26 protein-coding genes and 1 tRNA gene are annotated in these 25,262 nt (G+C 70.0%); 13 read left to right on the forward strand and 14 right to left on the reverse strand.

Annotation, left to right across the window (positions count from 1 at the left end; translation table 11 throughout):
• Positions 1 to 89: 89 nt before the first annotated feature.
• Together IF20_RS01500 and IF20_RS01505 are read left to right on the forward strand one after the other, a co-directional pair.
• Positions 90 to 644, forward strand: coding sequence for a GNAT family N-acetyltransferase (locus tag IF20_RS01500; RefSeq protein ID WP_199896441.1), 555 nt, complete (start codon positions 90 to 92; stop codon positions 642 to 644).
• A gap of 288 nt (positions 645 to 932) precedes the next feature.
• Complete coding sequence (locus tag IF20_RS01505; protein ID WP_110943694.1) at positions 933 to 2,147, forward strand: FAD-dependent oxidoreductase; 1,215 nt, start codon at positions 933 to 935, stop codon at positions 2,145 to 2,147.
• Positions 2,148 to 2,217: 70 nt separating this feature from the next.
• Here the strand turns inward: IF20_RS01505 and IF20_RS01510 are convergent, their stop codons facing one another.
• Both IF20_RS01510 and IF20_RS01515 read right to left on the reverse strand, forming a co-directional pair.
• On the reverse strand, positions 2,218 to 3,156 hold the full coding sequence (locus IF20_RS01510) for an SMI1/KNR4 family protein (RefSeq protein WP_052863044.1): 939 nt from the start codon (positions 3,154 to 3,156) through the stop codon (positions 2,218 to 2,220).
• Positions 3,157 to 3,200: 44 nt separating this feature from the next.
• Positions 3,201 to 3,629, reverse strand: coding sequence for a winged helix-turn-helix transcriptional regulator (locus tag IF20_RS01515; protein ID WP_052863045.1), 429 nt, complete (start codon positions 3,627 to 3,629; stop codon positions 3,201 to 3,203).
• A 96-nt stretch (positions 3,630 to 3,725) separates the two neighbouring features.
• Between IF20_RS01515 and IF20_RS01520 the strand changes: the two genes are divergently transcribed.
• Entirely contained in the window at positions 3,726 to 4,607 is an 882-nt protein-coding gene (locus tag IF20_RS01520; RefSeq protein ID WP_052863046.1) for an NAD(P)-dependent oxidoreductase, read from the forward strand.
• A gap of 90 nt (positions 4,608 to 4,697) precedes the next feature.
• Here the strand turns inward: IF20_RS01520 and IF20_RS01525 are convergent, their stop codons facing one another.
• Entirely contained in the window at positions 4,698 to 5,168 is a 471-nt protein-coding gene (locus IF20_RS01525; protein ID WP_052863047.1) for a GNAT family N-acetyltransferase, read from the reverse strand.
• A 263-nt stretch (positions 5,169 to 5,431) separates the two neighbouring features.
• On the opposite strand from IF20_RS01525, the gene IF20_RS01530 reads away from it, so the two are divergent.
• Positions 5,432 to 6,319, forward strand: coding sequence for an ANTAR domain-containing protein (locus IF20_RS01530; protein ID WP_110943695.1), 888 nt, complete (start codon positions 5,432 to 5,434; stop codon positions 6,317 to 6,319).
• A 203-nt stretch (positions 6,320 to 6,522) separates the two neighbouring features.
• Here IF20_RS01530 and IF20_RS01535 read toward each other — a convergent pair whose 3' ends face one another.
• The 3 genes from IF20_RS01535 to IF20_RS01545 all read right to left on the reverse strand — a co-directional run bounded on the left by IF20_RS01535 (position 6,523) and on the right by IF20_RS01545 (position 8,793).
• Positions 6,523 to 6,831, reverse strand: a complete 309-nt coding sequence (locus IF20_RS01535; RefSeq protein WP_199896442.1) for a carboxypeptidase-like regulatory domain-containing protein — start codon at positions 6,829 to 6,831, stop codon at positions 6,523 to 6,525.
• A gap of 10 nt (positions 6,832 to 6,841) precedes the next feature.
• A complete protein-coding gene (locus tag IF20_RS01540; RefSeq protein WP_234426450.1) occupies positions 6,842 to 7,756 on the reverse strand; it encodes a trypsin-like serine peptidase in 915 nt (304 codons plus the stop codon).
• A 368-nt stretch (positions 7,757 to 8,124) separates the two neighbouring features.
• Positions 8,125 to 8,793, reverse strand: coding sequence for a TetR/AcrR family transcriptional regulator (locus IF20_RS01545; RefSeq protein WP_052863051.1), 669 nt, complete (start codon positions 8,791 to 8,793; stop codon positions 8,125 to 8,127).
• Positions 8,794 to 8,932: 139 nt separating this feature from the next.
• Between IF20_RS01545 and IF20_RS01550 the strand changes: the two genes are divergently transcribed.
• A complete protein-coding gene (locus IF20_RS01550) occupies positions 8,933 to 9,397 on the forward strand; it encodes a cupin (protein WP_052863052.1) in 465 nt (154 codons plus the stop codon).
• Between the two features lie 361 nt (positions 9,398 to 9,758).
• On the opposite strand, the gene IF20_RS01555 is transcribed toward IF20_RS01550, so the two are convergent.
• Together IF20_RS01555 and IF20_RS01560 are read right to left on the reverse strand one after the other, a co-directional pair.
• The gene (locus IF20_RS01555) at positions 9,759 to 10,256 is read right to left on the reverse strand and encodes a GNAT family N-acetyltransferase (RefSeq protein ID WP_052863053.1); all 498 of its coding nucleotides are present in this window, start codon (positions 10,254 to 10,256) and stop codon (positions 9,759 to 9,761) included.
• Between the two features lie 262 nt (positions 10,257 to 10,518).
• Positions 10,519 to 10,863: a helix-turn-helix transcriptional regulator gene (locus IF20_RS01560; RefSeq protein ID WP_052863054.1), complete on the reverse strand. Its 345-nt coding sequence runs from the start codon at positions 10,861 to 10,863 to the stop codon at positions 10,519 to 10,521.
• A 345-nt stretch (positions 10,864 to 11,208) separates the two neighbouring features.
• On the opposite strand from IF20_RS01560, the gene IF20_RS01565 reads away from it, so the two are divergent.
• From IF20_RS01565 to IF20_RS01580, 4 genes are all read left to right on the forward strand, one after another.
• Positions 11,209 to 11,415, forward strand: coding sequence for an EF-hand domain-containing protein (locus IF20_RS01565; protein ID WP_110943698.1), 207 nt, complete (start codon positions 11,209 to 11,211; stop codon positions 11,413 to 11,415).
• Between the two features lie 200 nt (positions 11,416 to 11,615).
• Positions 11,616 to 11,689 (forward strand) — tRNA-Met (locus IF20_RS01570).
• Between the two features lie 403 nt (positions 11,690 to 12,092).
• Positions 12,093 to 12,353: a hypothetical protein gene (locus tag IF20_RS01575; RefSeq protein WP_052863466.1), complete on the forward strand. Its 261-nt coding sequence runs from the start codon at positions 12,093 to 12,095 to the stop codon at positions 12,351 to 12,353.
• A 281-nt stretch (positions 12,354 to 12,634) separates the two neighbouring features.
• Entirely contained in the window at positions 12,635 to 14,257 is a 1,623-nt protein-coding gene (locus IF20_RS01580) for an amidase (protein WP_052863056.1), read from the forward strand.
• 194 nt (positions 14,258 to 14,451) lie between these two features.
• On the opposite strand, the gene IF20_RS01585 is transcribed toward IF20_RS01580, so the two are convergent.
• From IF20_RS01585 to IF20_RS01605, 5 genes are all read right to left on the reverse strand, one after another.
• Positions 14,452 to 15,135, reverse strand: coding sequence for an HdeD family acid-resistance protein (locus IF20_RS01585; RefSeq protein WP_052863057.1), 684 nt, complete (start codon positions 15,133 to 15,135; stop codon positions 14,452 to 14,454).
• Positions 15,136 to 15,403: 268 nt separating this feature from the next.
• On the reverse strand, positions 15,404 to 17,257 hold the full coding sequence (locus IF20_RS01590; protein ID WP_052863058.1) for a flavin-containing monooxygenase: 1,854 nt from the start codon (positions 17,255 to 17,257) through the stop codon (positions 15,404 to 15,406).
• A 285-nt stretch (positions 17,258 to 17,542) separates the two neighbouring features.
• Positions 17,543 to 17,911 carry a DoxX family protein gene (locus tag IF20_RS01595; protein WP_052863059.1) on the reverse strand — a complete coding sequence of 123 codons (369 nt, stop codon included), beginning with the start codon at positions 17,909 to 17,911 and terminating at the stop codon, positions 17,543 to 17,545.
• Between the two features lie 48 nt (positions 17,912 to 17,959).
• Complete coding sequence (locus IF20_RS01600) at positions 17,960 to 18,592, reverse strand: TetR/AcrR family transcriptional regulator (RefSeq protein WP_052863060.1); 633 nt, start codon at positions 18,590 to 18,592, stop codon at positions 17,960 to 17,962.
• Between the two features lie 250 nt (positions 18,593 to 18,842).
• Complete coding sequence (locus IF20_RS01605) at positions 18,843 to 19,652, reverse strand: LysR family transcriptional regulator (protein WP_052863061.1); 810 nt, start codon at positions 19,650 to 19,652, stop codon at positions 18,843 to 18,845.
• Between the two features lie 67 nt (positions 19,653 to 19,719).
• Here IF20_RS01605 and IF20_RS01610 point away from each other — a divergent pair, with 67 nt between their 5' ends.
• From IF20_RS01610 to helR, 4 genes are all read left to right on the forward strand, one after another.
• Positions 19,720 to 20,616, forward strand: a complete 897-nt coding sequence (locus tag IF20_RS01610) for an NAD(P)H-binding protein (protein ID WP_052863062.1) — start codon at positions 19,720 to 19,722, stop codon at positions 20,614 to 20,616.
• A complete protein-coding gene (locus IF20_RS01615; RefSeq protein ID WP_052863063.1) occupies positions 20,613 to 21,302 on the forward strand; it encodes an SDR family NAD(P)-dependent oxidoreductase in 690 nt (229 codons plus the stop codon). The genes IF20_RS01610 and IF20_RS01615 overlap by 4 nt, the downstream gene beginning before the upstream one ends.
• Before the next feature lie 134 nt (positions 21,303 to 21,436).
• On the forward strand, positions 21,437 to 22,489 hold the full coding sequence (locus IF20_RS01620; RefSeq protein ID WP_234426451.1) for a CopD family protein: 1,053 nt from the start codon (positions 21,437 to 21,439) through the stop codon (positions 22,487 to 22,489).
• Between the two features lie 217 nt (positions 22,490 to 22,706).
• Complete coding sequence (gene helR / locus IF20_RS01625) at positions 22,707 to 24,926, forward strand: RNA polymerase recycling motor ATPase HelR (RefSeq protein ID WP_052863064.1); 2,220 nt, start codon at positions 22,707 to 22,709, stop codon at positions 24,924 to 24,926.
• Positions 24,927 to 24,977: 51 nt separating this feature from the next.
• On the opposite strand, the gene IF20_RS01630 is transcribed toward helR, so the two are convergent.
• Positions 24,978 to 25,250, reverse strand: a complete 273-nt coding sequence (locus IF20_RS01630; protein WP_052863065.1) for a hypothetical protein — start codon at positions 25,248 to 25,250, stop codon at positions 24,978 to 24,980.
• Positions 25,251 to 25,262 lie beyond the last annotated feature (12 nt).

Raw genomic sequence — 25,262 nt, forward strand, 5'->3', positions numbered from 1 at the left:
GCGCGCCCGAAGCAGCGCCGGAATTCGCGTTACGCCCGTGGGGAGCACCTGCCGTGGCCCGCGCTCCGCTCCCGGTCTTCCTGCGTCGGATGACCCGTTGGCAAGCGGACCTGCACCGTGCGGAGTTGGCGACTCTGCACCTCGTCGGGAACACGCGGCGGCACGGCACCGCATACGACGAGTACCGGAATTTCCTCACCCGGTTGTCCGAGCACGCGGGGCTGACCGGCTTCGACCTGATATTGGCGGAGAACACGGAGACCGTCGGCATGGCATACGGCGCCCGACTCGATCGGTCGGGGGCTTTCTGGCGCCACTTCGCCGATGACCTCCCGGACGCGTTGGACGTTCTCACCGCGCAGGGGCAGGTGTTCGCCGTCCTGGAGCTCATGGTGCTGCCCGCGTACCGGCGGCAGGGTATAGCCCGGCGCTTGCTGTCCTCATTGCTCGACAGAAGTGGATCGGAGCTGGCGACCGCGCTGGTGAGCCCGGACAACGAGGCCGGCCACGCCGCCTATCTGGCCTGGGGGTGGGCCAGGATCGGCCGACTCGGTCCGCCCGACGGCACGTCCCCGTACGACGTCCTGGTGGCCCAGGTGCCGCGAAAGTCGCCGGACGCGGCGCCGTATGAGCTCACGCCATGAGCGAATGACACATACCTCGTTGGTGGTGGTCGGCGATCTGTCGGTGGTGGTCGGTTACCTGTCGACGGTGGTCGGCGATCTGTCGGTAGTGGTCGGTGATCTGTCGGCAGTGGTTGGTGATCTGTCGGTGGTCTGTCCGTGGTCTGTCGATGGCTGCCGCGATATTGGAGCGGGTCGGCGCCGGGATCAGCGGCGCCGACCACCGATGTCGCATCGTCCCGACTCACTGGAACGGCGCCCCGGCACATCCTGCGGGCGCCCGCCCGGGTCCACAGACAAGGAAGCCTCATGACCCCTGACGTCACCATCATCGGCGCCGGACTCGGCGGCCTCATGCTCGCCCGCGTCCTGCACCTCCATGGCATACCGGCCACGGTCTACGAAGCGGAGCCCTCCCCGACGGCGCGTTCGCAGGGCGGGATGCTCGACATCCACGACTACAACGGCCAACTCGCTCTGCACGACGCTGATTTGATGACGGAGTTCCGTGGCATCATCCTGCCGGGCCGCCAGGCGATGCGGTTCCTCGACCCGGACGGCACCGTCCTGCACGAGATGGCCGACGACGGCGCAGGGGGACGCCCCGAGGTGCAGCGTGGCGAGCTGCGACGCATCCTGCTCGACTCACTCCCGGCCGACACCGTCCGGTGGGGGCACAAGGTCAGCAGCGCCCGTACCCTCGGCGAGGGGCGGCACGAGGTGACGTTCGCCGACGGCAGCACCGTTGTCACCGGCCTGCTGGTCGGCGCGGACGGCGCGTGGTCACGGGTCCGCCCGCTGCTCTCCGCCGCCACGCCCGAGTACACCGGCAAGTCGATCGTCGAGACCTACCTGTTCGACGCCGGCACACGGCACCCCGCCGCCGCGAAAACGGTCGGCGGCGGGTCGATGATCGCGTTCCGGCCGGGCCGGGAGATCTTCGCGCACCGGGAAGACAACGACACACTGCACGCCTACGTGGGGCTGGCCGAGCCGCAGGACTGGTTCGCCGCCATCGACTTCGCCGATGCCGCCGCTGCCACCGAGCGGATCACGCGGGAGTTCGAAGGCTGGGCGCCGGAGCTCACCGCGCTGATCACCGACAGCGACCTCGCACCGACCCTGCGCCCCCTCTACGCCCTGCCGACCGGACACCGGTGGGACATGGTGCCGGGGGTCACCCTGCTCGGCGACGCCGCCCACCTCTCGGCCCCGAACGGCGAAGGCGCCAACCTGGCCATGCTCGACGGCGCCGAACTCGGCAAGGCCCTCGCCGCACACCCCGACGACACCGAGGCCGCGCTCACGGCATACGAGCAGGACATGTTCCGCCGCAGCGTCGAGGTGGTCGTCTTCGAAGGCGCCGAGGCCCACGGGGCCGACTCCGACCTGCACACGCCCCAGGACCTGATTGCGGCATTCCTCCAGCTCCAGCAGTCCCACGAGCAGTACGAGCAGCACGACCAGCACGACCAGCACGAGCAGTCCCACAATGGGCCACGGAACACCCCGAACAAGGGGTGAGCGCACTCGCCCGGGTACCGGCCTGTCCGGGAGGGGGGCGGACCTGCGTCCGCCCCCCTCTTCGCGCGCTTCAGCCGTGCCACGGCTCCCACAAGGCCTTCTCGTCAGGAGTGAGCGGCGGCCCCCACACCAGCATCGAGCCGATCAGCCCCGGCCGGTAGCCCGGGAACAGCTTCGGGTACTCCAGTCTGTCGGCCGTCTCCTCCAGGAACATGGTCAGCGACAAGTCCTCGACCGTGCGCTCGGCTGTCTCGGTCCAGCGCCCGGTTTCGCCCGTCCCGCCGTCGACGAACATGCCGTAACTCAGATCCGTGACGCTCCACGAGCAGAAGGGAATCCAGGACGGCCGCCACAGCGGCATTCCCTCCTCCTCGCCGAACCGCTGCTCCTGCCGGCGCCGGCTTTCCATGTGCCACCGGTACGACCTCGCCACCGCGTCAAGATCCATCAAGGCCCAGCCGTGGTCGGGAAGCAGCCCGGCGCCGCGCACGTCGAGGCTTCCCGCACACAGGCGCCACAGCGCCCGCAGCGATGCCGGTACCCGCACGCCGAGCGCCGCCTCGCACGCCGCGATCTCGCTCTCCGACGCGCCGGGTTTGAGCGCGGCATGCGTGGTGGGGGCGTTCCGGCGCAGCCAGGCCTCGATGCGCCGCCACGCTTCGGTCACCTGCCGCGCCTGCACCGCGTCCGCGAGCGGCCGCTCGTTCCGGCCGGCGTGTTCGGGCTCCGTCGTGCGCGCAGGCGCACGGGGCAGCACGTCCACGCTGCGCACCTGCACCACGCCCTCGACCGACGCCGGCGGCCCGTAGGCGTACACAACGTCCAGCGCCGGGCAGTCGTCGAAGGTCTCGTCGTCGACATGGACCACGTACTCCGACGGTTCCCAGCCCGGCGTCCCCATCAGCGGGTCAGCCGCCAGCTGGGCGCACAACACCTTCAACGCGTATACGACGCCGGGCCCCGAGCGTGTGCACTGATCCCGTATCTCGTCCGGCACCTCGACCACCACAGCCCCGCCTCCTCGGTTCCTCCCGCCCCCCATCGGTGGCGAGTTCACATCATCACCGAAGGCGCGCCACTCCTCGCCGCTCGCCGACCGGTGGCTGTCGGGCCGGAGCGCCCCGTTTCCTTTTCCTGCGGGCCTTGGTGGGACGGTCGTTCGCGTCCCCAGGCGGCCAGCGGTTGGAGTGCGGTGTTGAGGCGGGTGCCGTCCTCGGTCAGTGTGTACTCGACGCGGGGCGGCACCTCGTCGTAGGAGACACGCTGCACGATGCCGTCCGCCTCCATCTCACGCAGGTGGGAGGCCAACACCTTCTCGGTGATGCCCGGAAGCAGTCGGCGCAGCTCGCCGAAGCGGCGGCAAGGATGCTCGTGCAGCGCCCAGAGGATCAGCACCTTCCACTTGCCGCCGATCACCTCCATCGCGGCGTCGATTCCGCAGACGTGGCCGCCTGCTGCACCCGGCCGATTCAGCGTCGTCATGCCCCACCCCTCTGACCTGCTCACTCACCCCGGGGTAAGCACCCACTCCGAAGTGCGTACTTGAGGACGCCCGGGCCTGGTACCAGCCTAATCGGCATGGCAGACAACAACATTGAGAAGACTCCCGTCGCACTGCTGGGCCTCGGCGCAATGGGCGCCGCGCTGGCCCGTGCCTGGCTTGCCGCCGGCCACCCGGTCACCGTCTGGAACCGCACACCGGCCCGCGCCGCGGCGCTCGCCGCCGAGGGGGCGAGGGTCGCGGGCAGCGCGGCCGAAGCGGTCGCGGCGCATACCCTGGTGGTCGCGTGCCTGTTGGACGATGCCTCGGTCGACGAGGTGTTGACCGGCGCCGACCTGACCGACAGAGACCTGGTCAACCTGACCACCAGCACCCCCGCCCAGGCCCGCGCCCGCGCCGAGTGGGCCCGCGAGCGCGGCGCCCACTACCTGGACGGCGGCATCATGGCCGTCCCGCCGATGATCGGTGTCCCGGAGGCCGGCAGCTACGTCTTCTACAGCGGCTCGCGGGAGCTTTTCGAACGGCACCGGGAGACGTTGGCGGTTCCGGCCGGCACCACCTACGTCGGCCACGACGCGGGGTTCGCCGCCCTCCACGACGTGGCCCTGCTCAGCGCCATGTACGGGATGTTCGCCGGGATCACGCACGCCTTCGCGCTGATCCGCAAGGAAGACATCGACCCCGCATCGCTCGCCCCGCTGCTCGCCGACTGGCTCGTCGCGATGGCCCCGGGAATTCACCAGACCGCCGACCAACTGCGGCACGGCGACTACACCAAGGGGGTCGTCTCGCGTCTCGCCATGCAGGTGGCCGGCACGCCGACCTTCCTGAGCACCGCACAGCAGCAGGGCGTCAGTCCGGAGCTGCTCAGCCCCTACTTCGCGCTGATGCGCCGCCGCTTGGCCGAGGCCGGCGGCGAGGAGGGCCTGACGGGGCTGGTCGACCTGCTGGTGCACTGACCCGCCGCTCAAGGCCCCGGAGACGGACCACGCCCCTCGGACCTCGGCCTTTGCGACCACGCCCCTCGCACCTCGGCCTCCGCCCGGGATTCAGAGTTCCCGTCGCATGAGGACGCACATCGTCTCGTGGCGACGGATCGACCCGTCCGGTCCTTCCTCGTCCCAGCCGTCGGGCGCACGGCCGTATGCGGTGTACCCCAGACGTGTGTAGAGAGCGCGAGCCCGGGGGTTGTCCTCCTCCACGGCGAGCGCGGCCCGGTGCAGGCCGCGTCCTTTGATCCGTTGTTCGGCAGCTCGGATCGACAGCGTACCCAGGCCGCGGGATTGCAGTGCCGGCACCACCGCGAGCTGCCACAAGGTGCCGGCTCCCGCAGCGACCTGGTAGTCGACGCCGCCGATCGCCACCGGCAGATCCACCGGGGTGCACACGGCCAGGTAGTCCACCTCGCCGGCTTCGGCTCGCTCCAACGCCCGTGCCACGTGACGCAGGTGCGTGGCCGAACCCGACCAGGTGCAGGCGGGGAGGTCTCGCGGCAGGAGGTCACGCACCCGGACGGGCATCGTGACGCGGAGATGATGACGCCTCCGAGCAGTGGGCCGATGGCCAGCCCAGCCCGAAGCCGTTGTCCCCGTGCAGTGCGCCGATCGCCCGGCCGCGCCGGGACTCGGAGAACGCGTTCCGCACGATCGCGCCGGTGGGGGTGTAGAGCACGGCGTCCGGCCGAACGCCGGCGGCAGGCTGCCGGAGCCGGATGAGTTAGGTTCGCTGGAGACCACTTGCGTGCTGTGGCCCGGGAACGGTCCGGCCAGAACCGGAGGAAACCATGCCGAATCCCACAGGACCGGCGCCGATGGACGGCGAACCGTCGGACGCCCGGCAAGAGGAGCTCGACCGGCTCCAGCGGGAAGTACGGGACCTGCGCGCCAAGGTGCGCACGCACCCACTGATCTCCCTCGCACAGGGCATCGTCCAGGAACGCTACCGACTGCCGGACGCACAGAGCGCTTTCGACCTGATGAAGCGTTGTTCGCAACGGCACAATCTCAAACTGCGTGTGCTGGCGTCCGCCGTGGTGTCCGTGCCCCGCCCGGACGACGACCGGGGCCTGTGGTTTCCCGGCCGCTCCGACCGGAGACCGCCGGCGCTGCGGTTTTTGCCCGGTCACCGGCCGGACAAGGTCAACCGCAGCACCGTCCTCAAGCAGGTGCTGCACCAGGCACTGGACTGCACCGGGGCACCGATGGGCGATCTGCAGACGGTCGAGCCTCCGGTCGGGCTGCGGATGGAGCAGCATCGCGGGCTCAGCGAGGAGTTCCTGGACTTCTTCGCCGTGGTCGACGAAGGCACCTCCTGTTCCCTCGCCGCCCGGCGCCGGGTCCGTGTCGCCTCCGACGTCGCCTCCGACCCCACGGTCAGCGAACCGGCGCGCGAAATGATCCTGTCGGTCGGCAGCCGCACCACGCACAGCACGCCGATGCTCTCCCCCGCAGGCCGCACCGTCGGGGTGTTCTCCCTCCACCTCCCGCGGGAGAACCAGGACCTCACACGGGCGCAGGCCACCGCCATGGACGCGATAGCCGTGCAGGCCGGCCGGTGGCTCGACTGGCATCAGCGCACCATCGTCCTGAACGCCCTGGAAGACGTCCACCGGTACGGCACGGCCCTGCGGGGCACACCGATCCGGCGACCGACCGACGACAGCGCCGGGTAGCACACACTTCGCCGCCCCGTGACGCAGCACGACACCGGGCGACGCCCGCTGCTACGGACGTCGCCCGGCGCTCCGTGTCAGTGGCGCCGGCCGGCCGAGCGCGGGGACGAGCAGCAGGAGATGAACCCCCGCGTGAGGCGATCCGCGAGCGCGGAAGGCGCGGCCTCACGCGAGCCGAAGGCGGAAGGGGCGGAAGGCGCGGCTCACGCGAGGCGAAGTTCGATCCACACCTCGGCCGACCGGCTACCGCTCGGCCCGGGTACCACGTGCACCCGGGCCTCCCCCGATGCCGACGCCCCCTCGGGAAGCTCCGCGTGGCACGCCAGGGTGTAGTCGCCCGGAGCCGGAACGGTCAGGGTGAACCTGCCCGCGCCGTCTGTCAGTACGGCGATATCGGGCAGCGGCTGCGGGCTTTCCGTGAAAAAGACCCGGGCGTCGGCCACCGGAGCACCGGAGGCATTGCGGACGACGCCGTTGAGCAGAGCAGCGGGGGCAGGTCCGGTTTCACTCATGCTGAGATGTTCACGCCTTCCAGGCCACATAGTTGTTGAATACCGGCGTGGTGATGCGCGTACCGGAATTCACCCTGGCACCACCGTAGGCATGGATGGCAAACCCGAAACGGCCGCCGGTGTCGGTACGGATGCGATAGACGGAGCTACCGCTCTGGCCGCCCGCCGTATCGATGTCGTAGTACACCTTACGTGCGGCTACCGAGTCGATACCGCGCGCCGCGTACCACAGGGTCCCCGCCGGCTTGTCGCCCGGATAACCCGCGATGTTCCCGGTCGTCTTCAGCAGGTCGGCATCCGGGTACACCCCGAAGCCGAAATAGCCGAGGGTGGAACCGACGTTGGACGGAGTGATGATGGCGCCGTAGTCGTAGTTCTCGTCGCCGTTGTTCGTCCAGCCCGTCACCGAGCGGAAGCTGGTGCAGTTGATGCTTCCGAACGGCAGCGACGAACCGTTGCGGCCCGGCATGACCTGGATGCTCTTGACCCAGCCGTCCCGGCCGGCCACGCCGCTGCCCTTGATGTAGACCACGTGCCCGGCCGTGGCAATGGTGTGCGGTCCGAGGAACCAGCCAGTTCCCTGATATCGGGTGTTGTCGGCGGCGGTGATGAGCAAATAGCAGTGCACTCGCCACGGATAAACGGTGGTGTTGGTTATCTGGACCCGGTCGTCCGGTCCGTGGACCGTCTCCGCGACGGGCGGCGGAGGACCGAACGAGGCCTCTCCGATATCGGGCAGCGACGCACTCGGCGCGGTCCAGGACTCCGGCGAGAAGTGCTCGGGTCGCCGATATCCCTCCACCTGTTCCAGGCCTTCGGCGGTCGAGTGGAGCGGTTCGCCCTGCGCCCCTTCCGACGGGGGTTCCGTCATGGCCGGCTGGTCCGCGGCCAGGGCTACGGCCTCTTCCGCGGGCTCGTTCGACACAGCGGTATGCAAATCTTGCGGCATTGTGCGTCACCCGGTCTTCCGGTGAGTTGATGGTCTCAACGCCGCGGCCGCAACGCCCTTCCTTCCCTCCTTCTTCTACTGCCGCTCGATAAGGGTGGCAATAGCCCCGCAGAGAGAACTCGTACCGGCCCGTGGAGTACCGCACGACGGAACGATCCCTACCGCCGAACGTTCGTTCACGATATAGGGTCGGTGATTACAGCGAATTCCTTTGCGACGCCCTCTCCGCCGCTCTCCGTCGCCTCTCCGCCGCTCTCCGTCGCCTCTCCGCCGCCGCTCCTCACCGCCTCTCCGCCGCTCTCCACCGCCTCTCCACCGCCTCTCCCGACCGGAGATCGAGCGGGTCAGCGGGTGGCGAGGAGGCCGTCCACCAGCGCCCGCAGCCCCTCCATGTAGGTGTCCTCGGCGGTCAGCGGCGCCCAGTGGTCCGCGACCTGGGCCAAGCGAGGGGTCTCGCTCGGGTCGAGGTCGGCGAAGACCCGCTCCCGATAGGTGGGGCGGTCGTCGTCCGCACGCCGCCGGGCGGCTGTCGTGCGGACCACGATCTCTCCGGCGGTGTAGTACCAGATCGCACGGTATCCGTGTACCGCCCGCTCGGGCGTCAGGCCGCACTCGACCAGGCCGTCGACGATCTGCTCGACGAACCACAGGGCGGACGCGGCCATCAGGTCATCGGCGGTCAACACCGGCACGATCCAGGGGCAGGCGGCGAGCACTTCGTGGATCGTGGCGGCGGCGAGGACGACCCGCTCGCGAGGCCGGTCGGGCATGCGGGGCCGGCGCAGGGTTCGCGCGGCGTAGTCGTCCAGCAGCAGGACGAGCAGTTCTTCCTTGTTGCTGACGTGGTGGTAGAGCGCCATCGGCGTACTGCCGATCTCCGTGGCCAGCCGCCGCATGGTCAGTCGGTCCACGCCGTCTTCGTCGACGATCCTGCGGGCTGTGTCGAGGACCTGCTCGCGGGAGATGCGGGGAGGTCGGCCGGTGGTTCTGCGCGGTGCGGACGGTTGCGGCATGGCCCTCATCATTCCTCAGGCATCGACGGCATTCCTCAGGTGTCGACAGCGGCGACTCCTGACGCTACTTTTCTTACATGTACAAAAACGCTCCCGAGCCCACCGCGCCAACGACGAACCAGCGAAAGGCGATCCCGTCATGACCACCACGTCCACCACGTCCACCACTCCCCGCTCCCCCGTCGATCTGTTCGCCTCGGCGCTGCACATCGGCCCCGACGGCACTGTCCGAGCCGCCGAACGCCGCATGACCAGCGGCGATCCCGGCACCTGGCACGTTGCGACGTTCCACGTCGAGACCGATGCCGACGTGCACGCCGACCACTGGGAGATGCATCCGGAGGCCGAGGAGGCAGTGTGTTGCCTGACCGGCGGGGTCCGCCTCTACTTCCGGCCCACCGAGCCCGGCGACGCCGAGGACGTGGTGCAGTTGCCGGCGGGCACCGCCGCGATCGTCCCCCGCGGCCGCTGGCACCGCCTGGAACTGGACGCCCCGAGCGACCTGATGTCCCTCACCCTTCGCCACGGCACCCGCCTGGAGAAGCGCACCGAACTGGAGAAGCGCATCGACCTGGAGAAGTGCACCGACACCGGCTGCTCCTGATCGCCGCCGGTCGCGCGTCGCGGCTGACGAACCCGGGCGAGTGCACCACCGTGCGGAGTCGCTCCGCTCGTGACACAGGCAGCGGGGCCATGCGGAGACGGCCCGAGCGAGCAGCCGATGGTTTCATCGCCCAACGAGCGGGCAACCGCAAAGAAGGCCGCCCGCTGATGCATCCCCCGTCGTCAGCGAGCGGCCTTCTCGTATCGCATCGATCGCATCGGAAGCATCGAACGCATCGAACGCGACGGACGCGACGGACGCGACGGACGCGATGAACGCGACGGACCCGACGGACCCGACGGACGCATTGAACGACCCGCCACGGCACGATCCGGGCGAGCAAGGCACCGCCTGGGGCGCGTCACCGGGCGGGCGGCAGCGCGAGCCAGTCCTGCCAGGAGATGTCGCGACCCAGGTAACGGGGGTGCCGGAAGGGCCAGTCGGCGGCGATCCACTGCGGCACCAGCGCGTCGAGCGCGCGCTCCACCTCGCCACCGGCATGGTCGTCCACCACCCACCAGGCGATCTCCCCGTCGGAGCCGATGCGCTCGGGCGGGTCGATGTAGACGCAGCCGAGGAGCGTCGTTTCGTCCTCGTCCAACAGCGCGTAGTTGAACGACTGGTGCGCGGCTATCTCCTTCTCGTGCCGCAGCAGGTCGACGCGGTCCTCTTCATACGTCATCGTCTCCTTGGGCCAGCCCCAGGCCGGACCGAAGATCTCCCACAGGCGCTCTCGGGAGCCCATCACGGCGGGGTAGTCGATCGCGGTGTCCGCCTCCCGGATCGGCCGCAGGTGCAGCGCGGTGTCGGGCACGCGCACGTACGTGGGGTGGACGAAGTCGTCAGGCAGCCAGCTCATAAGGGCCGAGGCTACAACTCGGCGGGACGAACCGGGCGTCCTACGGGGCGATCCGGGCGAAGCAGTCGGCGTCACGGCGGACGATCACCGGAATCCACGCAGGCCGCCGCCACGCGGGGCAACGCGGTCGGGCGCACGCCGGTCGGGCGCACGCCGGTCCAGGCCGCGGGTCTCGCGCCGATCGGTCTCGCCTTCCCTGTCGGACGAGAATCCGCGCGCGGCCGCCCTGTCACGGCCACCCTCGGCACGGCCGCCCGTCAGGTCACGAGGTGGAACCGGCCGCCGATGCCGGGGACGTGGTGCGGTGGACTTCGTCCTGAACGAGCAGGGAGAGCAGGGAGGCCACCGTCAGGCCCGCTTCGGCCGGGTGGCGCAGCACCTTGCCGGGGTCGATCCGGTAGGTGTTGGTGCGGCCCTCCCTCGTGTGGGAGAGATAACCGGCCTCTTCCAGGTCGGCGATGATCTTCTGGACGGCGCGTTCGGTGAGGCGGCAGTAAGCCGCGATCTCACGGATGCGGACACTGTGGTTGTCGGCGATGACGGCCAGTACCCGCGCGTGGTTGGTGATGAACGTCCATCCGGTGTAGGGCTCGGGCACTCCATCCATGTGGTCGACTTTACCGTCCTGGGGTGCAGGTTTCCAGAAACACGCATCGGGCTTCAGGTATTGGCTGACGTGCATGTGCTGTCCACACATGCCCCTGCGACCGGCCGGTTCGCGCTCTTCGGCCGCCGTGCGGTCGGGGCGTCGATCGCATGCGGGAATCGCATGCGGGAATCGCATCCGGGAGGGGTCTCCGCACGGCCCGCGGGGAAGCCGGTGGCCATGCCGGCGACCTTGTACCGACTCTCGTACCGGCCGGTGCTGCACCGCCGGAGGACGGCTCGTCAAGCCCTACTAGGGTGGGGCCGGTCTTGGCAACAGCGAGAGAAAGGCGCCCCCGTGGTAGACATGACAGCCGCAGCGCGAAAGGTCTTCGAGCGTTACGACCTCGACGGTGACGGTCAGCTGACCGCAGAGGAGTACCGGAAGGTCGTCGAGGAGCTCGGCGAGACGGGCGTCACCGACGAGGCCGCGCAGGCACTCATCGACACCATCGACAGCGACGGTGACCGCAAGGTCTCGTTCGAGGAGTTCCGGGCCTCCATGGGCCTCTGAGCGCCTGTCTCCGTGACGTACGGAGAACGCCCGAGACGTCGGGCACGTACTCCGGGCCCGCGGGCACGTACTCCGGGCCCGTGCGGCCGGCGTACGTGCCCGCGGGTCGCGTGGAGCCCTCGGTCGGTCGGAGACCGACTCACCGATTACGTATACCGATTAGGTACACAGGCTCCTACCGCATAGAGTGGCCGTACCGACGCGGGGTGGAGCAGCTCGGTAGCTCGCTGGGCTCATAACCCAGAGGTCGCAGGTTCAAATCCTGTCCCCGCTACTCGTCACTGGGCCCGCCGGAGCATCTTCCGGCGGGCCCAGAACCGTTTGCGCGAGCGGATGCATTGGTTCCCCTCATGGGCTCCAAGGCAAGCGCACGGCCTCGGTCTCACTGTCGTGCAGAAGAGCGTTGATCAGCGCTACGGGCCCTGCGAGCGGTCCGCGGCCCAGAGGTTGGACGGGCTGAAGTCGCTCTCGGGGCGGTCGTACAGGACCGCGGCGTCACCGAGGCGGCCCGCACGCCACGACTCCGCCGAGCAGCGCACGTACCGGTACACGCGGGAGCCGGGCCTGCCCCGGCAACCTTTCCGGGGTGGGGGTGGTCTTACCCGGTGGCGCGTTCGGAAGATGAGCGTGCAGCGGCGCAGCGGCCCGTGCCGGCAATCGTATGGAAAGGCGCAGTGATGGCGATCGATCCCGACCTCTGTCTGGACGTTCCGGAGGACTTCGACGACTCGGGTGAGGAGAGTCAGGTTCATCCCATGGCCAGGAAGCTCTTCCCCGTCACCACTGCCGAGGAGGCTTTTCGGCAGGCCCACGAGTGGGTGAAGGAGCACGACGTCCGCCTGATCGATGTGTCGTGGAAGCATGTCGACGGCGAGCCCTACTCGTACCAGCTGAGCATCTATTTCACGTTCGAGCTGGAGCCCGAAGACGCGGAGTGACGACCGCCGGAGGCTGGTCGACCGTACGCGGGCGGCTCGACGACCGAGCAGCGCCACCCGCCCGGCCACCTTCGTCGACCCCATCGGCTGAGGAGTCGACACCGGCCGGCTGCGACCGCGGGCGTACACCTGACCCGGACCACGGTCGATGCAGTGCCGGTGATCCTGCGGCAGAGACCTACCGCGCACACCGATCGCCTCCCCACTGCTGACGCTTGAGGCACCCTTGCGCCGGGACGCGGCCGTATAGTCGGCTACCCCTCATGAGGAGCATGAGGAGCATGAGGAACAGAGGCATGGGTGCGCTGGCCGCCGTCGCCCTGGTCGCGGGAACCCTGTGTGCAGCCGTACCGCATCCGCGAGCGGAAGGCGCGGAATCCGGTGCCGACGGCTCGCCGGTACCGGCCGGTTCGCCACCGAAGCCGGGGGGCGACCTCGACACGGTCACCATCCCGGAACTGCAGTCGCGCATGGCTGCCGGCTCTCTCACCTCGTCGGCGTTGACCAGCACTTATCTGTGGCGGATCAAGACCGTGGACCCCAAGATCAACGCGGTGTTGCGTACCGATCCGACGGCTCTGCGCCAGGCCGCCGCCAGCGACGCCCGGCACCGGCAAGGGCGCACCCTCGGCCCGTTGGACGGCATTCCCGTGCTGCTCAAGGACAACGTGGACACCCGCGACATGCCGACGACGGCCGGGTCGCTCGCCCTGGCCGGCAGCCCGCCGCGTACCGACGCTCCCCTGGTCAAGCGGCTGCGGGCCGCCGGCGCCGTGATCCTCGGCAAGACCAACCTGTCCGAGTGGGCGAACTTCCGCGCGGAGAAGCCGACATCGGGCTGGTCGGCAGTGGGCGGGCAGACCCACAATCCGTACGTACTGGACCGGAACCCGTGCGGGTCCTCCGCCGGTTCGGGTGCCGCGCTCGCCGCGTCCCTGGCTCAGGTGGCGATCGGTACCGAGACGGACGGTTCCATCGTCTGCCCGGCCGGGATGAACGGGGTGGTCGGCCACAAGCCCAGCCTCGGACTGGTCAGTCAGGACGGCGTGGTGCCGATCTCCGCGGAGCAGGACACCGCGGGCCCCATGGCGCGCAACGTGACCGACACCGCGCTCACCCTCTCGGTGCTCAGCGGTGACGGCTCCGCTGCGCCTCGCGGCGGCGCCGCCGGTCTCCCGGGCGGGTCGGCGCACCGTGGCGACCTGCGCGGCAAGCGGATCGGCCTGTGGCGGTTGCCTTCGCTCGGAGCGGAGGTGGACGCGCTGATGTCCCGTACCGCCAAGAAATTGCGCGCGGCGGGGGCCGAGGTCGTCGAGGTGACGCCGCCGTATCAGAAGCGGCTCGCCGAACTCGAATTCCCGGCGCTGCTCAGCGAGTTCCACCGGGACATCGACGCCTACCTCGCCACTCGCAAGGGGCCGAAGAGCCTCGCCGAGCTCATCGACTTCAACCGCACCCACCCGGCGGAGCGGACCTGCTTCGCCGGCCAGGAGCTGTTCGAGCAGGCTCTCGCCGCGCCTCCCACCACCGACCCCGCGTACCGGGCCAAGCGCGCCGAACTGAAAGACCTCTCCCGGCGTTCCATCGACGAGACCATGGCCGCCCATCGGCTGGACGCCATCGCCTCCCCGACGAATCCGCCGGCCTGGACGACCGACTGTGCGCGGGGCGACAACGACGTGATCCCGTCCTCCACCCCCGCCGCTGTCGCCGGATACCCGTCCTTGTCGGTGCCCGCCGGGTTCGTGAACAAGTTGCCCGTCGGGGTGCTTCTGATGGCCGGTGACCACCAGGACGGCGATCTGCTGTCGTTGGGGGCCGCGGTGGAGCACCGGCTGTCCGCCTGGCGCGCACCGCACTACCTGCCGTCGGTGGGCTCCGACGCAGCCCCGCCGTCGTCCTGACGGGCCGAGCCGTGGGGACCGACGTGCCCACCCACTGTCAGTGACGCGCCCGCCCACCGTCAGTGAAGCGCCCGACCAGCATCAGTGACGCGCCCGCCCACCGTCACTGTCGTGCCCGGCCACCGTCAGTGTCGTGCCCGGCCACCGTCAGTGATGTGACCGTGGCCGGGCGCGGGGGCGGTGGGGTCCTGGAGTCAGTGTTGGGGGTGCGGGCGGGAGTGGAACAGGGGTCGCCGCCGCGTTTCGGTGCCCCGAGCGAGGCGGCCGACCGCGACCCGCATCCTGACGGCGTGGCAGACCTCGACCACCCCGAGCACTATGGCCAGGATGCCCACGGTGAGGGTGAGAGCGGCGATCGAGGTGAGCGGCGAGACGATCAGTACGATGCCCGCCAGCATGCTGATGATGCCGTAGAACAGCGTCCAGCCTCGCGCCGGCACGGCCTTCGCCGAGACCGTCGCGACCGTCATCATGATGCCGCGCACCAGCCAGCTGAAGCCGATCCACAGGGCGAGCAGGAGGAGTGACTGCAGGGTGCCCCGGAAGCAGATCAGTCCGAGCAGGACGGAGAGCGCACCGGTAAGGAAATGCAGCGCCCGAAGATGTCCGGGGACGTGCGTGCCGAAGGCGGCGGCGAGCTGGAAGACACCCGTGACCAACAGGTAGATGCCGAAGAGCACACCGATGACCCGCAGCGTCTCCCCCGTCCAGGCAAGAATCACCACGCCCAGGGCGATGGTGGCCAGGCCCGCGGTGAGCAGGAATTGCCAGCCTGCGTTCGCCAGGGGGGCCAGGCTTTGGGGGACGGCGGCGTCTTGTGGTGCGGCGCCGGTCAGGGGGTCTGTGCCGGAGGACGTTGAATCCGAGGAAGATGTCATGCCGTCTCCTCCTAGGGACAGCGTGGCAGGGTCAGGTCACCCCTATCGTCATCCCGTCCGTCCCCGATGCGCCCGCTGAGGACGGCGGTGGCGCCGGTGGTGGCACCGTCCACGCGGACGCAACGGCCCGGACCAGTACGGTTCGCAGGGCTGCACCAAATGGTGCGAGCCGTTTGCTCCATACCGGTCCGGGCGGCGGCGTAGGTCACCGGGCGTCGAACGCAGCCGTGGCCTCAACCGCGCGGCGGACTCGGCCGTCGGCTCCCGCTCACGCGAGGTGGTGGACCTCCTGCAGGCCGTAGACCGGGGTGGGCAGACCCTCGTAACGCGCCTTGAGCTGCAGGGCGAGGTAGAGCGAGTAGTGCCGGGACTGGTGCAGGTTCCCGCCGTGGAACCACAGCCCCGGCTGCTGGGTGGGTTTCCACATGTTGCGCTGCTCCCCTTCCCAGGGGCCCGGGTCCTTGGTCGTGTCCGAGCCCAGCCCCCAGCACTTGCCGACCCGGTCCGCCATCTCCTGGCCACACAGGTCGGCGACCCAGCCGTTCATGGAGCCGTAGCCGGTCGCGTACACGATGAGGTCGGCGTCCAGTTCGGTGCCGTCGGCGAGCACGACGCCGGTCCGGGTGAGGTGGTCGACCTGGCCTCGGGCGAGCTTGATCCGGCCGTCGGCGACGAGTTCGGCCGCGCCCACGTCGATGTAGTAACCGGAGCCGCGGCGCAGGTACTTCATGAACAGGCCCGACCCGTCGTCACCCCAATCGTGGTCGAAGCCGGCCTTCTCCAGGCGTTCGTAGAAGTCGGCGTCGCGTTCGCGGATCTGCTCGTAGATCGGGATCTGGAACTCGTGCATGATGCGGTACGGCAGCGACGCGAACACCATGTCGGCCTTCTCGGTGGTCATCCCGGCGCGTACCGCGCGTTCGGAGTAGAGGTCCCCGAGGCCCAAGTCCATCAGCGACTCCGACCGCACGACGTGCGTCGAGGAGCGCTGCACCATCGTCACGTCCGCGCCGTGCTCCCACAGCGCCGCGCAGATGTCGTGGGCGGAGTTGTTGGAGCCGATGACGACCGCCTTCTTGCCCGCGTACCGGTCCGGGCCCGGGTGCTGCGAGGAGTGGTGCTGCTCGCCCTCGAAGTCCGCCATGCCGGGGAACGACGGCAGGTGGGGTTTGCCCGACATGCCGGTGGCGAACACCACGTGGCACGGCGTGAGCACGATCTCCTCGCCGTCCCGGTCCACCACGACCCGCCAGGTCTCGGTCGCCTCGTCGAATGCGGCCGAGGTGGCCGCCGAGCGCGTCCAGTACGGCACGTCCATCACGCGGGTATACATCTCCAGCCAGTCCGCGATCTTGTCCTTCGGCGCGAACACCGGCCAGTTGTCCGGGAAGGGCAGGTAGGGGAGGTGGTCGTACCAGACCGGGTCGTGCAGGCACAGGCTCTTGTACCGCTTGCGCCAGGAGTCGCCCGGGCGGTCGTTGCGTTCCACGACCAGCGCCGGCACGCCGAGCTGGCGCAGCCGGGCACCGAGCGCGATGCCACCCTGGCCGCCGCCGATGACCACCACGTACGGCTGCCGGTCGTACCCCAGCTGTTCCTGCTCCAGCGCCCGCTCCTCGGCCCAGGACCGGCGGTGGGTGATCGCGCCGTGCTGCGCGCCCTTGGGCCGCAGCTCACCCAGCGGTTCGGGGAAGTCCTTGAGCTCGCGCAGGCTGGTCAGCAGCGTCCACGCGCCGTCGTCCGTCAGCCGCAGGTGGCCCTTCGCCCGCCCCACCGCGGTCTCGAACTCGATCCACGCCTCGGTGACCCCATCGGCCTCCACCGGCGCCTCGGTGGTGCGGAAACCGGCCGGGTCGGTGTGGTCGAGGCAGGCGGTGAGCAGGTCCGCGACGCCCGCCCGCCCCTCCACGGTCTTGATGTTCCAGGTGAAGGCCACCAGATCCCGCCAGTAGCTGGTGACGGCGAACAGCGAGGCCGCTGCCGCCACGTCCCGCGCCGCGAGTGCGGCCTCGAACCGGGCGAGCCAGCCATCCACTCGTGCCTGAGGAGAACGGTCCTCTCGTGCCCGGGAAGGACGATCCTCGGAACCGTCCTGCCGCGCCACGTCCAGCGTCTCTGTCATCGGGGCTCCCTCCGACCGGCGTTCCTGCTGTAACGCCGATCACAGCCGACCGAGGCGCCGGCGGCAAGGGTTGCGTCGAGTTGCACGCGCGCAGGACCGTGGCCTTCGCCCCGGCGCCTCTTCGGGGCGGTCGTGGACACCCGCCTGTACCGGCTCGCCGAGGGCGTACGACTCACCATCCGTCCCGAGCGATGACGATGGTGCCGCGGATGCGCAGCGTGTGGGTGCCTTGAGCCGGCGGTCGCCGGGCCGGCCTGCGCCAGCGCTGCGCTGGCATCCAGCCACTCACACCCCGGGTACGACGAAGGACACCATGAGCGCGAGCGTCGAAAGTGCGAGCAGGCCGAGACAGTTGAGCCAGAACTCGGACCGGAGGAAGCGTGCGCGAATGTGTGCGACGGACGCCGCGAGGAAGTAGCAGATGACACCGGCGTTCGCAGCCACGCCGATGCCCGCCACGTAGATGCCGGTGATGAGGCCCGCGGCGGCGAGGAGCTTGATCACGACGAGCGTCCACCACCAGTCCTCGGGGAATCTGACCCCGTTCAGACAGGCACGGATGAAGGCAGGCGGGCGGATGGACATCGCGGCATCCACGGCAAGGATGCCCGCGAGGACTGCCTGCGGCCACCACGGGTCCGGAAGCACGGTCATCGCTGCTCACTTTCTTGGCGCTCGTTGTCACTGTCGGCCTTGCTGTTGCTAGCTGTTGCCTTCGGCGGCGTTGCTGTTGCCTTCGGCGGCGTTATTGCTGTCGGTGATGAACCGCACGACGGAGACGAGGTCTTCGACGGGGCCGCTCAGGTCGGCCCCGCCGGCCCCGGCACCGACGAAGAGAGCGCCGAGGTAGGCGAGGTGGATCGCGGTCGCGCCACCGGCGGCGGCCTCCGGTGTGAAACCGGCGCGGATGAGTACGTCGCCGATCTCCCGCCGTAGCGCCGCACCGAGCTCGTTGAAGACGCCCGCTCGGTGTTTGCCGGTCACGAGGGCCGCCGCGTAGTGGCGGGCGAGCTCGGGATCGCCGGCGAAGAGGGCGAGGAACGGCTCGAAGAGGGCGAGGACGTCGTCGGCAAGGCGGCCCGGAGAAGGAGCCGTTCGGCGCGGTGCGTCCCGCTTCGCTCGCGTCTCGTGCAGCGCCGAGATGCGTCGATCGAACAGCTCGACCAGGATCGTCGCCTTGTCGCCGACCGCCATCACGGTGCCCACGCTCACACCGGCACGCGCGGCGATGTCCCGGATGGTGGTGGCGTCATACCCGTGGGCGGTGAACAACTGCTCCGCCGCACTCAGGACCCGCTGGCGGGTGACTTCCCGCTGTTCTTTCCGTGAGGTCACGTCGCCTCGTAATGAACGCGTTCACTGAACATGTTCATAGAATCTAATGCGGTCGATCGATCTGCGTCAATGCACCAAGGCGTCAACGCATCAAGGCGTCAATGCGCCAATGCCCGGCATCCCGCCGGTAGCGCCGACCGGCCGGACGCGTACGCCCGACGGCCGGTACGCCGGGAGGCCCTGAGCCACCTCAGCAGCCGCGATGCCGGAGGAGGAATCCCCGCTTCGGTACACCAACACCGCCAACTGCTCACCCTCGCCGTAGCGTTGCCGTGGCGATCGCCAGGAAGTCGCGCAGCAGTTTCTCGTGTCGGTCGGCGGGGGCGACCAGGCATGTTTCGGTCTCCGGCGCGTCCGTGACGGGCACGTGGACGAGGTCGGGGCGGGAGTAGGCCCGCGCGACGCTCAACGGGACGAGCGCAATGCCGTGCCCGGAGGCGATGAGCTCGAACTTCTCCTCGATGGAGGACGTGCGCCGGGTCGGCGCGTCGAGCAGGCGGACGCCGTCGAGGTCCGCCGAGGTGAGCTGCCGGCGTGGAGCCAGCGGGTGCGTCGCGGGCATGCAGGCGGTCCTCGGCTCACGACCGATGGGAATGACGTGCAGCCCCGCCTCGTCGAACGGTCGCCGAATGTACGCGACTTGGGCCCGGCCGTCCCGGATCGGCGCGTCCTGCTCCCACCAACGCACGGGCACGACGTCGGTCTCGACGTCCGGATGGCGCGACGTGAACGCCCGTATCGCCTCGGACACATGCAGCCCGGTGGAGAAGGCGACGACGAGCCGTTGTACGCCTCGACCGACGTCGTGCACGCGTCGGACCGCCGCGCCGACGGCCGCGAGGATCCCCTGCGCCTCTTGGTAGAGCTGCTTACCGGCGGCGGTCAGCTCCACGCTTCGGGTGCTCCGCACGAGCAGTGTGCACTCCAACTCCTTCTCGAAAGCCTTGATTTGGCGGCTGAGGACCGGCTGGGCGATGTAGAGCTGTTCTGCCGCCCGGCCGAAGTGCCGGTGCTCGGCCACCGCGACGAAGTAGCGGAGCTTGCGCAGATCGAGATCCATGCCCTCAAGGTATCAATCGCCAGGAAGGGTATTGGACGCCGCAAATGAACACCCCGAGACTCAAAACATGATCGTCATCACCACTCCCACCGGCCAGATCGGCGGCCGGCTCCTGGACATCCTGCTCAACGAGTCCCCCACGTGCAGCGACGAGCTGCGCGTCATCGTGCGCGACCCCGCCAGGCTCCCCGCGGCGGTCCGCTCCCGCGTCGACGTCGTCACCGGCTCGCACGGCGATGCCGAGGTCGTCGACCGGGCCTTCGCCGGCGCGGACGCCGTCTTCTGGGTGGTCCCGCCGGCGCCGCGGACACCGAGCCTGGACGACATGTACTCCGGGTTCACCCGCGCTGCCGCGAAGGCGTTCACCACTCACGGCGTCGGTCACGTCGTCGGGGTGTCGGCGCTCGGCCGCGGCACTCCCATGGCCGGCCGCGCCGGTCACGTGACGGCGTCGCTGGCCATGGACGACCTCATCGCGAGCACAGGCGTGGCCTACCGGGCGCTCGCCAACCCGACCTTCATGGACAACCTGCTCTGGGAAGTGGCCTCGATCCGCGACGACGGCGTGTTCACCAACACCGTCACCGCCGACCGCGCAGCGCCACTGGCCGCCACCCGGGACATCGCCGCGGCCGCCGCCGGACTGCTGCGCGACCGCTCGTGGTCGGGGACGGGCGAGGTCCGGGTGTTGGGGCCCGAGGACCTCTCGCCGAACGACATGGCGCGCATCATGTCCGACGTGCTCGGCCGCCCGGTCCGCTACCAGCAGCAATCGCTCGACGAGTTCCGTGCCGCACTGGTGGGACGCGGGGTCGGGGAGGCGCTCGTGGCGGGTTACGTCGACATGATGCGCGCCAAGGATAACGGCCTCGACGGCGGCCTGCGACGCACCCCTGAGACCACCAGTCCGACGACCTTCCGCGAATGGTGCGAGCAGGTCCTCAAGCCGGCGGTCCAGGCATGAGCACGAAGACCGCTCTCATCGTCGGGGCGTCCCGCACCCTCGGACTCGGTCTCGCCACCGAGTACGCGCACCGCGGCTGGAACGTCATCGGAACCGTACGAGGCGACGGGCGCACCGGGCTCCACGACCTGGCCGAGGCGTCCGAGGGCCGCGTCACGGTCGAGTCGCTGGACATGACGCAGCCGGCACAGATCGCCGCGCTGCGCGACCGGCTGGCGGGACGCACCCTCGACATGCTGTTCGTCAACGCCGGCATCACGAGGGGCGACATTCCGATCGGCGACGTCCCGACGGAGATGTTCGTCGAGGTCATGGTCACGAACGCGCTCAGCCCGATGCGCGTGATCGAGTCCTTGCGGTCTCTGGTGGCACCGGCCGGGACCATCGGCGTCATGTCGTCTCGCCAGGGCAGTCTCGGCTTCAACACCAGGGGCGGTCAGGACGTCTACCGCGCCGGCAAGTCCGCCCTGAACCAGCTGATGCGCTGCTACGCCGTACGGTACGCCGACGCCGCGCACACACTGCTGCTCATGTGCCCCGGCCACGTACGCACCGAACTCGGCGGCCCGGACGCACCACTGACCGTCGAGCAGTCCGTCCCCGGCGTGGCGAACACCATCGACCGCCACAGCGGCGAGCCGGGTCTGAAGTACCTCGACCACACGGGCGAGACCGTGCCCTGGTAACGGCCATCGGAGCGACTTCCCGGCCGGGCCCCCGCCTGCGGAAGCCAGGTGTCCGAAAGCACCCCCCGGACGGCGCAACAGCACGCGGTACCGCCCGTCAGCTGCCACCATTATTGGCTTCTGCAATGGTGTGTATGCAAAGACAGGTATTCGGGGTGCCCGCGATGCGTCCGTCCACCACCACGACCGGCGACAGATCCGTACCGGCGGCCGCCCCGGCGCCACCCCGTGCCGGCACCGGGCGCACCGCGGCCCTGCTCGTGCTCTTCGTGGCCGCCACGATCATCTCGCTGGCGGGCCCCGGAGCCGCGTTGCACGGCACGGGAGAGGCCGCGGCTCCCGGCGCCCACTGGGTCACACTGCTCCGCGTACTGCTGTTCGCGGCGGTGTGTGTGCAGGTCGGCGAGGTGATCGCGCCGTGGCTGGCGCGTCGTGTCCCCCGGGCGCCCGAGCTGCTGCCCCGCGGCTGGTCCGCGGCGGCAGCGTGGGGCGGTGCCGTGGCCGCGCTGGGGCTCGCCCTGATCGTCGCCGCCGGCAACCTCGTGCCGTCCCGGCTCGCCGACATGGATCTCGCCGATCTCTACCGCACGCGCGACGGGCTGCTGGCACTGCTGGAAGTCGATGCCTTTCTCGTCGCGGCCCTGCTCGCACGCTCGCGCCGCCCCGCGGCGCAGGCCCTTCCGCTGGCCGCGATCGCCGTGGCAGAGGCACTGCGCGCGCATCCCGCCACGGAGGACGGCCCGCTCCTCGGCTCGGCCCTGACCCTCGTCCACTTCACGTGTGCCGCACTGTGGGCAGGCGGGCTGCTCCACGTCCTGCGGATGGTGCGGCTGTGGCGTGCGCTGGAGCCGGCGGCCGGTGCGGAGCTGCTCGCCCGGTACGCGCGCGGCGCCGCCGGCCTGCTCATCGCGCTCACCGTCACCGGCGTGTGCAGCACGCTGCGGCGGATGCCGCCCGGCACCGTCCTGGACCAGCTCACCAGCACCGCTTACGGTCGTACGCTGCTCGCCAAGGTGCTGCTGGTCGCGGTCGCGAGCGCACTGGCGCTGTGCGCGCGCCGCCGGCTGCGGCACGCCGCCGACCCGCTCACGGCCTGCACTCCGGCACGCTTCGAAGTTCTCACCCTCGGGCTGACGGTCGCGGTCACCGCGCTCCTCACCGCCCTCCCGGTTCCGATCCGCTGGTAGCGGCCGGTGTCGACCCGCTGGTAGCGGCGGCGGCACGCGCCCGCTCGGGGAAGAGACCCGGGCCCCGACAGAGAAAGACGAGGGGGAAAAGAGAAAGGCAAGGAGGTGAATCCTCTCCTTGCCACTCTCAACTTATAGCGCAGTGGGGGCCTTGCGGCAAGGCCCTGGTCGTGGGGCAGAATCGCGGGCCGATGCGAGAAGTTCCACAAATGGGGGGATGCACGAAGTGAGTGCACTTTTGAGGCCTTACGGGGAGCCGCGCAAAGGCAGCCCCAGCGCGTTCCGGCTTCCCGACCACCTCTCCCACAAGGCCGACCCGACGCTGATCGACGCCGACGAGCGGCACTTCGCGGCCATCGCGGAGAGCCTCGATCAGTCGATCAACGAACTGTCCGACCGCCTCGCGGCCGAGCGCAGGGCGCCCGGTGGCGTCGGCCGCGCGGCGATGGACCGGGACGCGGAGGTGCACCGGCTGACCGGTCGCCTGCGCGCCCTGCGCCGCTTCGGGCTCGACCTGTGCCTGGGACACATCGTCAGTGGGGACAGCCCGGAACCCGTGTACATCGGGCGCCTCGGCCTCACCGACAGCACGGGGCGCCGACTGTTGCTCGACTGGCGCTCCCCCGCGGCCGAGCCGTTCTTCGCCGCTACCCACGCCCACCCGATGGGCCTGGTGAGCCGCCGTAGGTACCGCTGGTCCCACGGCCTGATCAGCGACTACTGGGACGAGGTGTTCACCGCCGAGGGGCTCGAAGGGCACGCCGCGCTGGACGACCAGTCCGCGTTCATCGCCAGCCTGGGCAGCAACCGGTCGGCGCGCATGCGCGACGTGCTCGCCACGATCCAGGCCGACCAGGACGCCATCATCCGAGCCGGCTCGCAGGGCACCCTCGTCGTCGACGGCGGCCCCGGCACGGGCAAGACCGTCGTCGCGCTGCACCGCGCCGCGCACCTCCTCTACTCCGACCCGCGCCTGGGGCACCGCCGGGGCGGCGTGTTGTTCGTCGGCCCGCACGAGCCCTACCTGGCCTACGTCGCCGACGTCCTGCCCAGCCTCGGCGAGGAGGGCGTACGGACCTGCACCCTGCGCGACCTCGTGCCGGAGGGAGCGGGAGCGGTGGTCGAGGCCGACCCGAGCGTGGCCCTGCTGAAGTCGTCGGCGGACATGGTGAAGGCGATCGAACCGGCCGTCGCCCTCTACGAGGAACCGCCCACGGAGGGGATGACGGTCTCCAGCCACTGGTCCGACATCTGGCTGAGCGCCGAGGACTGGGCGGCGGCGTTCGATGCGGTGGAACCCGGTACGCCGCACAACGAGGCACGCGACCAGATCCGCGAGGAACTGCTCACGATCCTGATGGACAAGGACGACAGTGACGCACCGCCCGAATCGCTCCGGCGGTCGCTGTTGCAGGACCGGGAGCTGATCAGGACGCTCAACCGTGCGTGGCCGATGCTGGCGGCGAGCGACCTCGTCGGAGACCTGTGGTCGGTGCCCGCCTACCTGCGCAAGTGCGCCCCCTGGCTCAGCCGCGAGGACGTACGGAAGCTCCAGCGCGCGGACGCCCAGGCCTGGACGGTGTCCGACCTGCCGCTCCTGGACGCGGCACGGCAGCGGCTCGGCGACCCGGAGGCCTCGGTACGCAAGCGCCGGCACGAGGCCGCCGTCGCCGCCGAACGGGCACGCAGGGCCGACGTCATCGCCGGCATCCTGCAGGACACCGAGATCGATGAGAGCGAAGGCGCGGTGGGGATGCTGCGCGGCCAGGACCTGCAGGAGGCCCTGATCGACGAGAGCGCACTGCCCGGCACCGCCACGGACCCCCTCGCCGGGCCGTTCGCGCACATCATCGTGGACGAGGCCCAGGAGCTGACGGACGCCGAGTGGCAGATCCTGCTGCACCGCTGCCCGTCCCGGAGCTTCACCGTCGTCGGCGACCGCGCCCAGGCCCGGCACGGATTCACGGAGTCGTGGCAGGAACGCCTGGAACGCGTCGGACTGGACCGCACCACCGTGTCCTGCCTGAGCATCAACTACCGTACGCCGGAAGAGGTCATGGCCGAGGCGGAGCCGACCATCCGCGCCGCGCTCCCGGACGCCAACGTACCGACGTCCATCCGCAGCAGCGGCCTCCCCGTCCGCCACGGAACCGTCGCTGACCTGGACTCGATCCTCGACAGCTGGCTGGCCGCCCACGCCGAGGGCACCGCCTGCGTCATCGGCGCCGGTGACAACGGAGCGGGCACGTTCCGGGGGACCTCCCGCATCCGGTCGCTGAGCCCGGAACTGTCGAAGGGGCTGGAGTTCGATCTGGTCGTCCTCATCGATCCGGAGTCGTTCGGCGACGGCATCGAGGGCGCCGTCGACCGCTACGTCGCCATGACCCGCGCGACCCGGCAACTCGTCATCCTCCGGGGGTCCGCCCGGCATGAGTGACCGGGCGGACGGTGCCGCGCCGGGGCGGGCCGAGAGCGGTGCGGGGAGTCCTCAACCGCTGAACGTCCACGCCACCGAGTCGTCGGCGGCGACGAGGGCGCCGTACACGATCAGGTCGCAGACGCCGAGCCCCAGGCCCGCCATCGCGGGGAGGCGGCGGCTGGTGGCGCGCGACAGCGCGAGGCTCGCCATGACGATGGCGACCGGCCCCAGGACCAGGTTCATGACCAGCAGTCCGAGGAGTCCCAGGACGAACGAGGCGACGGCCATGCCATTGGCGTCGCGCAGTCCGGTGCGCCTGCGGGGAGGAGCGGTGACCTCCATCATTCGGCTCCT

Origin of the sequence: Streptomyces niger, from assembly GCF_000718305.1 — a bacterium.
In the GTDB taxonomy this organism is placed as follows: domain Bacteria; phylum Actinomycetota; class Actinomycetes; order Streptomycetales; family Streptomycetaceae; genus Streptomyces; species Streptomyces niger.